Here is an 11,594-nt window from a genome sequence, read left to right as displayed (position 1 = left end):
TTTGTTTCAGTTTTTGACGGAGTATGCATCGGTAAAGCCAAGGTCCCTGACATCACTCTGCAGCGCATTTCGTTCAGCACGGGACGACGCCGGACCGACCAGCACGCGCCAGACCGTCTTGTCGCCGGACTTTAACTGCCGAACATCGGCAGAAATTCCGTTCCGTTCAATTTTCTGGGCCGCGCTTTGGGCGTTGGCTTCGACATTAAAGGTCCCAACTTGCACGAATGGCTTTGTCAGTGACCGTGGCGACGTGTTCTGAGTTGCTGCCGACGTTGCACTGGCAGAGGTCGGCTCTGCCGTATCAATCGCAGCTGCTGCGCCTGCAATCGGGTCCAGCGGAGTTTCGGTGATCTCGTCTGGTTTTTTCCTTTGCCACCATTTCTGTTTGGCCGGTTTTTCCTGTGGTGGCGTGACTTCGGGGTCCGACAAGTTCGCGGACGAAGTTTCTTGGGCTGTGGCTTCAACCACCTCTTCTGCGGCCTCAATTGTCGACGCTGTAGCCTCTGCCGCCGCCTCGGTAGTTTCTTCGGTAACCTCGGCCGTCGCCCCGGCAGCAACAGCCCCTGCCGCCGCGCCAGCAGCTACGGTTTGTTTCCTTTGCCACCATTTCCGTTTGGCCGGTTTCTCTTCTTTCGCCTCGGCCGTTTCAACATCTTCATTTTGCGCTTCGGCCTCGTCGGCAATCGGCTGCTGCTCGGCGACTTCGGTTTCTTCCGGCTCGGGTACTTCTTCGACAGGTTTACGCCTTAGTGCGACAACCTCAATCTTGGTTGGGGCACCAGCCAGAATACCCAACTCTTCCGCCGCGGCAGAAGAAAGTTGTAAGGCGGGGCCAGGCAGATTTCTTTCCCTCCGGAACAAAGCCCCGTTTACGGATTTATTGTTGGTGGTGTTCTTTATCACGACGCGTTCAGGTTGGGTCACGTCCGGATGCGCAACCCAGATGCCACCAAGGGAAGGACGACCATCCCACAATCCGGCTTCTGCCACGTTGAAAACGTCCGGCGCCTCGATCGTATCCCCAGACCTGTCAGAAAACTCGGGGAAAAGTTCGATGGTTCCATCGGTCTGCGTATCTTCATCCGTTGCGTCTGCCGAAGCCTCTTCAATCGATGGCAGCTCATCGCATGCGGTCAGAACTGCCAACGCAACGGCAAATACCGCCAACGATCGCGGATTTGCGCGTATCTCAGTCGCTCGCTTCATTTTGTCATCCCTTGCCTGAAGGGGTCTCGTATCCGGAGCCCCGCCGCTATTTGCCGGTTCTGTTATGCCGGTCTGTTACGGTCCTCACGGAAACCATAACGCGAGCGGGGTGTCATGGAAAGACCGCGATACATGCTTCGGCAAGAATTCCCTATTTGCTCTTGCCACCGTTTTCAGTTGGCCTTAAGACCCAGCAGCACGCGGGGAGGTGGCAGAGTGGTCGAATGCGGCGGTCTTGAAAACCGTTGGGCGTGAGAGCGTCCCCAGGGTTCGAATCCCTGTCTCCCCGCCACCCATACCCGTCTCACTTCAGTTGTGTTTTCTGGTCCGGAATTGTGCCGCAATTCCCGCGCGTTGGCGCGTGCGCTGTCAATCAGAGACGGAGCAGACCGTACACTCTGAGCACAATTCAGGCCCTGGTCTCAGTGGCGCATTTTTGCGGGGTCGCTTTGGGCTGAATTTCCCTGATAGCCGGCAATAAACAGGGAATTTTCGTAGAACGGGTCTGGTATTCCGTATTTCATATGTCAAAACTGGATGTTTTTCAGTGGCTTATGTTGCAAATTCCCTAAATATTGGAACAGGGAATTCTCTCGCGCGAACAGGGAATTGTTCCGCCGGATCAGGGAGGGCGAACCGTGTATCAGGGAGGCTTGACGTGAAGGTGTCAGAAGCCGAAGTGGCGTTCCTGTTCAGCCCAATCAAGTGGGTGGGTTACGCTGACCAGACGCTTGAGTGTGAGTTCGGGCGGCTGGGTGCCGTCGAGAATCGCGGCCTGGATCTTCGGTGAGAGAAAGGCGAGTTGGGCGCGGGTGCGGATGAAGGCGCCGGGGACGCCTTCCTGACGCGCAATCTCCATCAGTTGAACCCCAGCTTTCAGATCCCGGGCCCAGCCATGGGCGCGGATCAGCATGGACCGGAGATGAGGATCGGGTTGGGGCGCCATGTCTCCGGCGATGACCTTGGCCTCGACGCCGCGGCGGCGCAGATTGAAGGATGCGGAGATGTGTGTGAGATCCGGGTGCAGGTGGTCAGCAACGATCCCGAGGGTTTTGTCAGAGGAACTTGGCTTGAGGCGGGCAGGGGGCTTGCGTAGCCTCTGGCCATGACCAAACGCTCTCCATTCAAGTACTTCAAAACCAGCCCCGAGATCATCCGCCTGGCAGTGATGCTCTATGTGCGTTTCCCGTTGTCACTCCGCAATGTCGAGGACCTTCTGCACGAGCGAGGCATCGACGTCAGCCACGAGACCATCCGGTTCTGGTGGAACCGGTTTGGCCCGATGTTTGCATCTGAGATCCGTCGGCGGCGTGTGCAGCAGCTGCGTGCATTCTCGCCATGGCAATGGCATGTCGACGAGGTTTTCGTGAAGATCAACGGTGAGCGGTACTATCTTTGGCGGGCCGTCGATCACGAAGGCGAGGTGCTTGAGAGCGTTGTCACGAAGCGACGAAACAAACGCGCTGCATTGAAAATGCTGAGAAAATTGATGAAGAGGCATGGTCAGCCTGAGGTGCTGGTCACCGATCGGTTCGTTTCATACAAAGCGGCTTTGCGCGACTTGGGTTGCGATCATCTCCAATCATGTGGACGTTGGCTCAACAACAGAGTCGAGAACTCGCACCTGCCATTCCGACGACGAGAAAGGGCAATGCAGCGCTTTCGTAGAATGCGAAGTTTACAGAAATTCGTAGCCGTTCACTCCTCCGTCTTCAACCACTTCAACCAGGAAAGATCGCTAGCCAGCCGAGACACCTTCAAGCTGACCCGCGCCGCCGCTCTTAGCGAGTGGCGTCAACTTTGTTCCGGATAGGTTCGCGGTTTCCGCGGCAAACTGAGACTGGTTCGAATTCGTCTGACAGCACCGCGTGTTGCCCATGACAATGATGCTGCTGGGATTGGGAGGAAGCTGGATAGCTGTGTTCGGCAAGATCGCTGCCGCTAGCTACTATGTTATCGCTCTTTCGTCGTTTGTGGTCTTGGCGGCTTGGGTAGTCTCGTATCGGCGCGGTTCGATGATGCGGCTCAAGTGGTGGCTTGGAGGAACAACCGCTTTGACACTTTTGGCTTGGGTTGTTGTGGCAAACGAAGCGCGCATCAACGACTTCCTAATAATGCAGATGTGACCAATGGATGATCAGACAGCAGTGCTGGCAAGCACCATCACTTGCCCGAATTGTGGACACGCGGAAACGGAAACCATGCCGACCGACGCTTGTCAGTGGTTCTATGAGTGTAAGTCCTGCAAGACAGTGCTGAAGCCACTTGAAGATGACTGTTGCGTTTACTGCTCTTATGCGACCGTTCCATGCCCTCCTATACAACTCGGTGATGGTTGCTGCTCCTAGGCCCAATGACCGCTAAGTCCGCCGAGCAAACTTTTGCGTTGCGGTTGGTAGCCGAAACAACGCGACGGCCCGCTCATCCAACGGTTGTTAGAAACGATCGTTTGTGACACGGCGACTCTTACGAAGAATTACTTGTCAAAGCTCAGTTGGGGGCCCACCACGTACCGGATCAGGGGAACCCTGCGCGCATATAAGCGATGATCTTCCAGATGTCTTCTTCGCTTAGTGCTTCCTTGAAGTCTGGCATGTCCGTTCCGAAACGTTCGCCTCCCTCGGAAATTGACCAAAGGAGGTACTCGTCTCCCGACATTGGCATTTGGACGAACCACCGTAAGAGGGCTGGCGATGGGACTAGTGAACGCCCGGCTTCGCCATCTCCCAGGCCCTCAGCTCCATGACAGCTTGCGCAATTCTCCGAATAGAGCGACTGGCCGTCCGCGATAATCTCAGGTGTTGCACGAACGGCGCTCCGCGCCCCCCGATAGGAAGCGGGCACGCCTTCGTTCATGTATGTCCAGTGTCTCTGCATCCGTTGTTGCTGGCCCGGACCCATGTTGCCCCATCCCCAGCCTGGCATGCGTTCGGACCACATGTGACCAGGACCCATCGGACCATGACCCCACCAATCTCCGCGTTGCTGCTGTGCGCCAGCCGACGCAGCGACGATGCCGAATAGGACACCCAGTGCAAGAATGCGTAATCTACCCAAAGTCATCTTCACCTCCTAGATATTGCGGTTGGTCAACGTTAGGTCAGGCGGCCTCATAACTCGTGAACACCTCGGTGCTGCCATCCCGATGGATCAAGAATACGTCATAAGCCTCACGCTCATCTTCCGGTCCCATCCCAGGCGAGCCGTAGGGCATCCCGGGAACTGCAAGACCGACGGCGTCCGGGCGTTCTTCCAACAGGCGGCGGATGTCAGCCACCGGCACATGCCCCTCAATCATGTAACCGTAGATTTCGCCGGTGTGGCAGGAAATCATTGCTTCAGGGATGCCGTTGTCCAATTTGTGGCCGATAAGAACCGTCCCAAGGCTCCGCTCTTCAGTAACGTGAAAGCCTTCCCGCCGAAGGATATCGACCCATACGCCGCAACAGCCGCAATTCGGGTCTTTGAGAACATGGATGGTGGGCGTGCTTAGCGCATAAGAGGCGATCGGCATGGTCGCGGCAAAGCCCGCGGCTGAAGTGATAATCTGGCGGCGCGTCAGGTGCATGAGGAGCTTCCTTTGTTCCGTGCTAGGCTCGGTTTAACCTTTGTTTTCATCTTTCGATCCCGGATGCCACGATCCAAATCAAGCATGTTGATGTTCAACGACCTCACGGCGTTCCGCGAGCGCTTGACGCACGATCTGGAAGGCTGAGGAAAGGAACAATGTGGCCATGATTGCAGCAACGATCAGGTCTGGCCAACCGCTTGCCGTACCCCAGACCCCCAAGGCCGCGATCATGACCGCAACGTTGCCGATCGCATCGTTGCGGGAACACAGCCACACTGAACGCACGTTGGCGTCTCCGTCCTTGTAGCTGACGAGCAAAAGAACGCTCGTGACGTTGGTCATCAATGCAAGAAAGCCGATAATGCCCATGATCTCGGCTTCCGGCACCCCGACATAGAACACGCGGTAGAGAGTCGATCCAAAGACCCAAAGCCCCACGAGTAAGAGAGAGATTCCTTTGGCGAGGGCGGCGTTCGTGCGGGCGCGAACGGATGCCCCAATCACAGCAAGCGAAATTCCATAAGTCAGCGCGTCGCCAAGAAAGTCGAGGGCGTCGGCTTGAAGCGCCTGCGACTTCGCCAGATGACCGGCGGCCATTTCGACCACGAACATTGTCGCGTTCAGCGCGATGACGATCCAGAGCCGCCGTTTATAGGCATCCGACATGCCGTCAAACTTGGCATCTTGCCCGCAACAACTCGCCATAATGGCTCCACTTTGTGTTTTGTTACAGGCAATGTAATGTCTCTAGCGACTAGAGGTTCAAGAGGTCTTTTTCATGTTTTCGATCGGGGAGCTTTCAAAGCGTACCAAGGTCAAGGTTCCGACCATCCGGTATTATGAAGAGATGGGTTTGCTTGCCGCACCCGAACGCACTCCGGGCAATCAGCGCCGCTACGACGCGGCGGGTTTGGAGCGCCTGGGTTTCATCAAGCACGCACGTGATCTTGGCTTCTCGATTGAAGCGATTTCGGAGCTGATCGAACTTCAGGATCACCCGGATCGGTCGTGTCAGGCCGCGACAGATATTGCGGTCTCGCAGCTTTCTAATGTGAGGGCCAAGATCAAACGGCTACGGGCACTTGAGCAAGAGCTGGTTCGGATTTCGAAAGGCTGTGACGGTAAAGCCGTATCAGAAAACTGCTACGTGCTCGCTTCCCTTGCTGATCACAAACTCTGCCACCGCGAGCACTGATCGGCCCAACATCATACGTTTCCGTCACTGGCGAAAACGACCGCTTTTGACCGGAAGGTCTTGTCGGAGAGGATATTTCAAGTGAGCGCACAGCCGCTCTAGTCCTGGTTAGGATTTGAAGCGGGATACCGAGAGCTGGCATGGACAAGCAACTGCACTGGAACACGATCTACAGCCAAAAGTCGGAGGATGACCTTAGCTGGCATCAGGATGATCCTTCAATTTCACTGGAATTGATGAAGGGAGCAGGTCTGACGCCGCAATCATCGGTGATCGACATAGGGGCCGGAACCTCGCGCGTCGTAGATCGCCTACTGGCCTTTGGGCTTCGCGATATAACGGCCCTGGACTTGTCACGGAGCGCCCTCGTGAAGGCGCAGGGTCGGCTGGGCGAGCGCGGCGAGATAGTTAGGTGGATCGCGGCCGATGTTACCAGATGGGAAACCTCTAGAACTTTCGACTTTTGGCACGACCGAGCAGTTTTCCACTTTCTTGTCGATCCGGTTGACCGGGAATCTTACTTAAAACGGCTGTCGAGAAGTTTGGGCACTGAAGGGCACGCAGTAATTGCAACGTTCGCGTTGGACGGCCCTGAGAAATGCAGTGGCCTTGATGTTAGGCGGTATAGTCCAGAAAGCTTGTCCGACGAACTAGGCTCAAGCTTCGACCTTGTGACCCATCGTTTTCATATCCACCATACACCCTGGGGCCGACCACAATCGTTTCAATACAGTCTATTTCGAAAGCAAGAATAGGTGGCCAGCACTGGCGCATTCAGGAGCACCACCGCATAGGCGGATGCGCCAAATATCAACTGTTTACGGACGCGTCAGTCGGCGGTCTGGGGGCAACCGATGAAAAGAAATCTGGGCTTGCACAAGCCTTTGGAACATAGATTGCATCCTTATCTTGATATCACTAGGCGGCCCGATAGCTACCATTGGCACAGTGTTTGCAAGGTCCCGCATCGTGTCAGTAGACGCTTTCTGAAGCGAGAAACGGCAAGCGCCACCATAACGGACACCGCCCCCGGTGGTACACCATCTTGCTAACCCATTGATCCCATTAAACCGCATTCGACCTATCGTGGTACACCCTACCCCATATTTTATTGGGGTTTTCACGGTTTCTTGGAGCCCCCTACGGAATCCCATTCCTTGAAGCGGACGTTGGTCAAATGGCGGCATTGTCCGCGACTCGGACATAGCCGCATTTTTCGTCACCGTCCGCTCCTGCGCGAAGCAGCCGTTCATGGTCGGAACATTCAAAATTTCGCCCGTAGCGTCTGCTAACCGCATCTTACCAGTCATCTGATCAAAAGACTCTGATGATTGGGTCGAACCCGAAGCGACCGATGCTGCGGTATGAACAGAAGTCCGCTTCAAGTAAGACGCAGAAGCTACCGTGAGCGCCCCCTCGATTTGCCAAACCTGTTCAAGACGTTGCGTGTGATCTGTTCGACTTGGTCGTCCTGCCGGATCAGGCCCGCGACCCATTCGCAGGTCGCAGCGGTGAATATCTCGCCTTTGCCACGCTGCCAGGAGATGATCATTCCGTTGCCTCGCTTGCAAGCATCCAGAGTTTCATCCGTGACCTCTCCGAAGAGCACCTGTGCTTTGAACACCGCGTCCGCTGACCCGATATAAAGCATTTCACCCCAGATACCGTGATCTGCCTCGATATTGGTGGCGAGCCCCATGGCGAGAATGTCGATCTCGGGCACTGCACCATCCGTGCAGGTCGGAAAGGGCAACCCATCTTCGAAGCGATAGTCCAGCCCGTCAACCTCGTAACCGAAAATCCGCGATCGCGCGCCCAGCACGTCGCCATAGCCAAGCCCGGCGCCGTCAAAGGCCCAATGATCGGACCGGTAAATCGTAAAGCCGCCCGAACCGCCGCCAACACAGTTGCCAAGTCCGGCATAGACGCCGCGCAGGGCGTTGACACCGAAGGTGAAGGCGCCGGGACGGTTCACTGGGTTCACCTCGAAGGCCCCCGAGACAAGGTGCTCTTGATCAGTCCCCATAAAAGGGTCCTGATCTGCGATGTATTTGTAGCAAACCTGTGTGCGACCTTCGTCCTCGATCCGGGTCTGCCACAGGAAATTCCCGGCAAACCGCGCGACATGGCCACCCGTTTCGACATAGGCATCGACGGCATCGCGCATCTCGGCGCTCCAGTATTCATCATGGCCAACGAAAACGGCACAGGCATAGCGGTTCAGAAGATCAGGGTCGCGGTGCAGATCGTGCTGTGTGATCACGTCGAATGCATAGCCCTCGGCCTCGGCCCAACGGGCGAAATGGCGTTCATAGCTTGCCCAGCCCGCCGAGGCGTATTTCTTGGAATAGCCATAGGCGTAGGCCCACTCCATGTAAGGGTAGCGCACCATCTTGCCAGGTCTGGCTGGCGTCTCCCGAAGGGCGCGGGGGGCACCTTCGGGCAGTTTGCAAAATCCCCGCGTCCATGGCCGTTGTGTCGAAACGATGGGAGAAAAGGCATCTCCATTCGGTCCGGTGATGCCTTCGTAGTGATTGGACCCGCCCCAGCAGTTGTAGGCCAGCCAGGTGCCCGTTGCACAAACCAACACAAAGGGCGGCGGTGCGGCATCGGGTGCGGTTCTGATTAGAATGACATGGTGTTCTTCAACCACATCATCGCCCTTCCGGGCGCGAAAAGTGACCAGATAACCGCCGGGTGCCCAATCATCGGGGATGGTGAAGGCACAGGCCTCGGGCCAGTCACAGCCCCTGACCGAGCAATCTTTGGGCGTTGGATGATGCAACCCCGGCAGGCCGCTCTTGGTCAGTAGTGGCTCATAGAACTGCCCGTCGCGGCCGATCTCAAGCTCCCAGTCCGATGCAGTGGTGGACACGTGGAGTGCAACGCGGTCCCCGGGGGAATAGCTCAATTCGGGGGTGTAGCCCCAAATTTCCAGAACTGCCTCGTCGCGCGCCGGGCCGATATAGTAGTTATCAAGGATATGCCGCGCCTTTGCACGGGTGCGCGGCGTGGTCGCTGGTCCGGGGTGGTCCTGTGTCATATGTCTACTCCGGCAAATACTTGTCCGACCAGCTTTCGGCAGCTGCGCTGCTTTCGATCATGTGCCCGATTTCCTCGTTAGTATAGCCTAGCCGTGCGAGGATTTCGCGCGTGTCCTGCCCGTATTTCGGAGCAGGTCCGGGGATCGTGATCCCGGCTTTCTCGGGCCGCACCGCATTGGGCGCGACAAGGTCGACCCACCTTCCCATCGGGTGCTGATCATGGCGCACCGCGCGGAAAGTCGCCTTGGATATGTCGATCCTGCCGTCGCTTTCGAACTGCAGGCCTGCGTCGCGCGTGTCATGGAGGGAACCAAGAGGCGTGATACCTACCGAGCCGCCGTCAAAGGCATGCATCCAGTCGGCCACCGGTTTTTGCGCAAACCGCTCGGCAAGGGCGGCTTCCAATTCGGTGTCATCCTTTCCGACGAGGTCGGCCACATCCGGCACCTGGCTCAGGGCCGCTTTCCGCTCCGTCGGGGCAGCAAAGAACATCCAGCCATCGGCGGCGGCATAACAGCGATAGAACGGCCCCCAACCTCGCACCTCGCGTCCTGAAGGCTCGTCGAACGCTGGGCGCCCCTCGAAATCATACATGAATTGTGCCTGAATCATTTCACCTGCAGCGGCCAGTGAGGCGCGGGCAACACCACCTTTGCCGGTCACCCTTAACCGTTCCAGCGCCGCTCCCAGAGCCACACAAGCACAATGCCCGGTCAGCGCGTCGATCGTACCGAAATGAGCGTGTTCCTCGGGTGTCTCAGGGCCGCCACCAAAGCGGGTCATCACACCTGTCGCGGCTTGCGCGAGGTCGTCATAGCCAAGGTGATCCGATTTCGGTCCCCGACGCGGTCCGCCCCACGCATCAAGCTGCACCAGAATGAGACGCGGGTTGATTTCCTTCAGTCGCGCTTCGTTCAGGCCCAGTGCATCGCGTTGTTGGTCGGTGCCGTTCATGGTGATCACATCGGCCTCGGCCACCATTCGCCACAGTACCTCTTGACCCTGTTCCGAGCGCAGATTGAAAAGCACGCTTTCCTTGCCTCGCTGCGCATGCAGCCCAAACACCACTGCATTCCATGGATCGACCGAAGGCCGTACCGGCTGTACCAGAGTAACCCGCGCCCCGAACCGCACCAGTGTAGACCCGATGGTCGGTCCGGCAATGACATTGGTCAGATCCAGCACCTTTAGCCCGTCAAGCCAGCGGCCTTTGCTTTCGCCGCCCATGGGCATTCGCGGCGGCTCTGCAAGAACGCCGCTCAGCACATCCCGAAAATCGTCCCGCTGTGGCCCAGCGGTTTTATCCATTGCGCCTGGATCGTCGGCCAGCCAAGCGACGTTGCCCATCTGCCGCATCCGCCCGTGGCGGGGATCGTCAAGTTCGACCACCAGCCCCGAGGCCAACGCATGGGGGTCGGACAGCCATTCCGCTGTGCTGCGTTGTGCTGTAGCCGGAGCCTTAGCCGCGCCAAACAGCTCTTCCCATTCATGCGCGGGACGGGTCAGGAAGGCTGCTTTCATCGCATCAGCTAGTCGCCTGCGATCGCCCGCCCCCACCGGATAGCTGCGCAAAGCCCATTCCGCGGGCCAATCCGCCTGATCAACATAGACATCGAAATCCGGCAGTTCTTTCAACAGATCGCCAAGACCGAGAACCTCCAACACCCTTTGGGGATGGTTCACAATTGAGCAGGATACGATGTAAAACCCGCGTCCATCGGCACAGCTATAGGTGCGGTAGAACGGATCAAGAAATTCGGACAGCTCGGCAAAGCTCAGGTTGTTGGGCAGACCTTGGCTTGCGCGCCGCTCCAACTCCAACTCACGCGGAGATTTGTAGCGGTCAGGGTAATCCTCGATCTGCTCGCAATTGTAAACCAGCCCCTCCAGTAGGGCAGACGCAAGCGGCACTTCGATGTGGTCACCTCCCATCCGGGGCCGCGCGGCCAACGCGAACAGGACCGACATCGCGCCGAATGCGGCACCATAGGCCGAGGCCAACCCCAGCGGGGTAAAGGAAGGATTGATCCCCATCAACCGACGGTTCAACCCCATGTCGGTAAATTGCCCAGTGCGCGCCGCGATCACCGCTTCCCAGGCTGCCAACCCGGCGAGCTCGGGATCGGTTGACGCAAAGCCGGGCAGCGAAAGCGAGACGATGTCGGCGTTCACCTGCCTGAGAGCCCCCGGCCCAAGCCCCAGCCGCTCCATAACGCCGGGGCGAAAGTTCTCGATCACCACGTCAGCGCGGCGAACCAGATCTAGCGCCGTATCGCACCCGTCGGCTGTCTTGAGATCAAGAGTCAGCGCACGCTTGCCGCGCGATAACATGTCGAAAGCGGGGTCCTTCCACTTAGGGCCACCTGGCGGATCGATGCGGATCACCTCGGCCCCGAGATCGGCCAGCATCATACCGACCAACGGCCCGGCCAGAAAATGCCCAAAATCAAGGACACGAACGTGGGAAAGTGGGCGGTTCTGCATGTTTACTGAATCCTGTTCCGACGGGTTACACCCACAAATCTATGAAATTGTCTGGGCATGTTTCATACTCATCCTGCCAAAAATGAGATCA

Annotated in this window: 13 protein-coding genes and 1 tRNA gene; 7 read left to right on the top strand and 7 right to left on the bottom strand. The window is 57.5% G+C overall.

The window, feature by feature from the left end; translation table 11 throughout:
- Window positions 1-6: 6 nt before the first annotated feature.
- The gene (locus LCM21_RS20780; RefSeq protein WP_319003913.1) at window positions 7-1,209 is read right to left on the bottom strand and encodes an SPOR domain-containing protein; all 1,203 of its coding nucleotides are present in this window, start codon (window positions 1,207-1,209) and stop codon (window positions 7-9) included.
- Window positions 1,210-1,411: 202 nt separating this feature from the next.
- Between LCM21_RS20780 and LCM21_RS10630 the strand changes: the two genes are divergently transcribed.
- Window positions 1,412-1,501 (top strand) — tRNA-Ser (locus LCM21_RS10630).
- Window positions 1,502-1,876: 375 nt separating this feature from the next.
- Here the strand turns inward: LCM21_RS10630 and LCM21_RS10625 are convergent.
- Window positions 1,877-2,122, bottom strand: a complete 246-nt coding sequence (locus tag LCM21_RS10625; RefSeq protein ID WP_224890598.1) for a hypothetical protein — start codon at window positions 2,120-2,122, stop codon at window positions 1,877-1,879.
- A gap of 9 nt (window positions 2,123-2,131) precedes the next feature.
- Between LCM21_RS10625 and LCM21_RS10620 the strand changes: the two genes are divergently transcribed.
- The 4 genes from LCM21_RS10620 to LCM21_RS10605 all read left to right on the top strand — a co-directional run bounded on the left by LCM21_RS10620 (window position 2,132) and on the right by LCM21_RS10605 (window position 3,557).
- Window positions 2,132-2,305, top strand: a complete 174-nt coding sequence (locus tag LCM21_RS10620; RefSeq protein WP_224890597.1) for a hypothetical protein — start codon at window positions 2,132-2,134, stop codon at window positions 2,303-2,305.
- Between the two features lie 9 nt (window positions 2,306-2,314).
- Entirely contained in the window at window positions 2,315-3,022 is a 708-nt protein-coding gene (locus LCM21_RS10615; protein ID WP_224890596.1) for an IS6 family transposase, read from the top strand.
- 64 nt (window positions 3,023-3,086) lie between these two features.
- Window positions 3,087-3,335 carry a hypothetical protein gene (locus LCM21_RS10610; RefSeq protein ID WP_224890595.1) on the top strand — a complete coding sequence of 83 codons (249 nt, stop codon included), beginning with the start codon at window positions 3,087-3,089 and terminating at the stop codon, window positions 3,333-3,335.
- Between the two features lie 3 nt (window positions 3,336-3,338).
- Window positions 3,339-3,557: a GDCCVxC domain-containing (seleno)protein gene (locus tag LCM21_RS10605; protein WP_224890594.1), complete on the top strand. Its 219-nt coding sequence runs from the start codon at window positions 3,339-3,341 to the stop codon at window positions 3,555-3,557.
- A 169-nt stretch (window positions 3,558-3,726) separates the two neighbouring features.
- Here the strand turns inward: LCM21_RS10605 and LCM21_RS10600 are convergent, their stop codons facing one another.
- The 3 genes from LCM21_RS10600 to LCM21_RS10590 all read right to left on the bottom strand — a co-directional run bounded on the left by LCM21_RS10600 (window position 3,727) and on the right by LCM21_RS10590 (window position 5,485).
- On the bottom strand, window positions 3,727-4,272 hold the full coding sequence (locus LCM21_RS10600) for a c-type cytochrome (protein ID WP_224890593.1): 546 nt from the start codon (window positions 4,270-4,272) through the stop codon (window positions 3,727-3,729).
- 37 nt (window positions 4,273-4,309) lie between these two features.
- On the bottom strand, window positions 4,310-4,777 hold the full coding sequence (locus tag LCM21_RS10595) for a DUF411 domain-containing protein (protein ID WP_224890592.1): 468 nt from the start codon (window positions 4,775-4,777) through the stop codon (window positions 4,310-4,312).
- Between the two features lie 78 nt (window positions 4,778-4,855).
- Window positions 4,856-5,485 carry a cation efflux transmembrane domain-containing protein gene (locus tag LCM21_RS10590; RefSeq protein WP_224890591.1) on the bottom strand — a complete coding sequence of 210 codons (630 nt, stop codon included), beginning with the start codon at window positions 5,483-5,485 and terminating at the stop codon, window positions 4,856-4,858.
- 73 nt (window positions 5,486-5,558) lie between these two features.
- Here LCM21_RS10590 and LCM21_RS10585 point away from each other — a divergent pair, with 73 nt between their 5' ends.
- On the top strand, window positions 5,559-5,975 hold the full coding sequence (locus LCM21_RS10585) for a MerR family transcriptional regulator (RefSeq protein ID WP_224890590.1): 417 nt from the start codon (window positions 5,559-5,561) through the stop codon (window positions 5,973-5,975).
- Window positions 5,976-6,115: 140 nt separating this feature from the next.
- On the top strand, window positions 6,116-6,730 hold the full coding sequence (locus tag LCM21_RS10580; RefSeq protein WP_224890589.1) for a class I SAM-dependent methyltransferase: 615 nt from the start codon (window positions 6,116-6,118) through the stop codon (window positions 6,728-6,730).
- A gap of 644 nt (window positions 6,731-7,374) precedes the next feature.
- Here LCM21_RS10580 and LCM21_RS10575 read toward each other — a convergent pair.
- Window positions 7,375-9,018 (bottom strand): N,N-dimethylformamidase beta subunit family domain-containing protein, encoded by a 1,644-nt coding sequence (locus LCM21_RS10575; protein ID WP_224890588.1) that lies wholly within the window; start codon window positions 9,016-9,018, stop codon window positions 7,375-7,377.
- Window positions 9,019-9,022: 4 nt separating this feature from the next.
- The gene (locus tag LCM21_RS10570) at window positions 9,023-11,503 is read right to left on the bottom strand and encodes a CoA transferase (RefSeq protein ID WP_224890587.1); all 2,481 of its coding nucleotides are present in this window, start codon (window positions 11,501-11,503) and stop codon (window positions 9,023-9,025) included.
- Window positions 11,504-11,594: the final 91 nt, after the last annotated feature.

Source organism: Ruegeria profundi, from assembly GCF_020171505.1.
Classification (GTDB): domain Bacteria; phylum Pseudomonadota; class Alphaproteobacteria; order Rhodobacterales; family Rhodobacteraceae; genus Ruegeria; species Ruegeria profundi.
This window is presented reverse-complemented; position numbering and strand designations above follow the sequence as displayed.

Coding starts and splice junctions, on each gene's coding strand:
- LCM21_RS20780 (WP_319003913.1), bottom strand. CDS start 1,209: ATGAAGCGAGCGACTGAGATACGCGCAAATCCGCGATCGTTGGCGGTA.
- LCM21_RS10625 (WP_224890598.1), bottom strand. CDS start 2,122: ATGCTGATCCGCGCCCATGGCTGGGCCCGGGATCTGAAAGCTGGGGTT.
- LCM21_RS10620 (WP_224890597.1), top strand. CDS start 2,132: ATGAGGATCGGGTTGGGGCGCCATGTCTCCGGCGATGACCTTGGCCTC.
- LCM21_RS10615 (WP_224890596.1), top strand. CDS start 2,315: ATGACCAAACGCTCTCCATTCAAGTACTTCAAAACCAGCCCCGAGATC.
- LCM21_RS10610 (WP_224890595.1), top strand. CDS start 3,087: ATGACAATGATGCTGCTGGGATTGGGAGGAAGCTGGATAGCTGTGTTC.
- LCM21_RS10605 (WP_224890594.1), top strand. CDS start 3,339: ATGGATGATCAGACAGCAGTGCTGGCAAGCACCATCACTTGCCCGAAT.
- LCM21_RS10600 (WP_224890593.1), bottom strand. CDS start 4,272: ATGACTTTGGGTAGATTACGCATTCTTGCACTGGGTGTCCTATTCGGC.
- LCM21_RS10595 (WP_224890592.1), bottom strand. CDS start 4,777: ATGCACCTGACGCGCCGCCAGATTATCACTTCAGCCGCGGGCTTTGCC.
- LCM21_RS10590 (WP_224890591.1), bottom strand. CDS start 5,485: ATGGCGAGTTGTTGCGGGCAAGATGCCAAGTTTGACGGCATGTCGGAT.
- LCM21_RS10585 (WP_224890590.1), top strand. CDS start 5,559: ATGTTTTCGATCGGGGAGCTTTCAAAGCGTACCAAGGTCAAGGTTCCG.
- LCM21_RS10580 (WP_224890589.1), top strand. CDS start 6,116: ATGGACAAGCAACTGCACTGGAACACGATCTACAGCCAAAAGTCGGAG.
- LCM21_RS10575 (WP_224890588.1), bottom strand. CDS start 9,018: ATGACACAGGACCACCCCGGACCAGCGACCACGCCGCGCACCCGTGCA.
- LCM21_RS10570 (WP_224890587.1), bottom strand. CDS start 11,503: ATGCAGAACCGCCCACTTTCCCACGTTCGTGTCCTTGATTTTGGGCAT.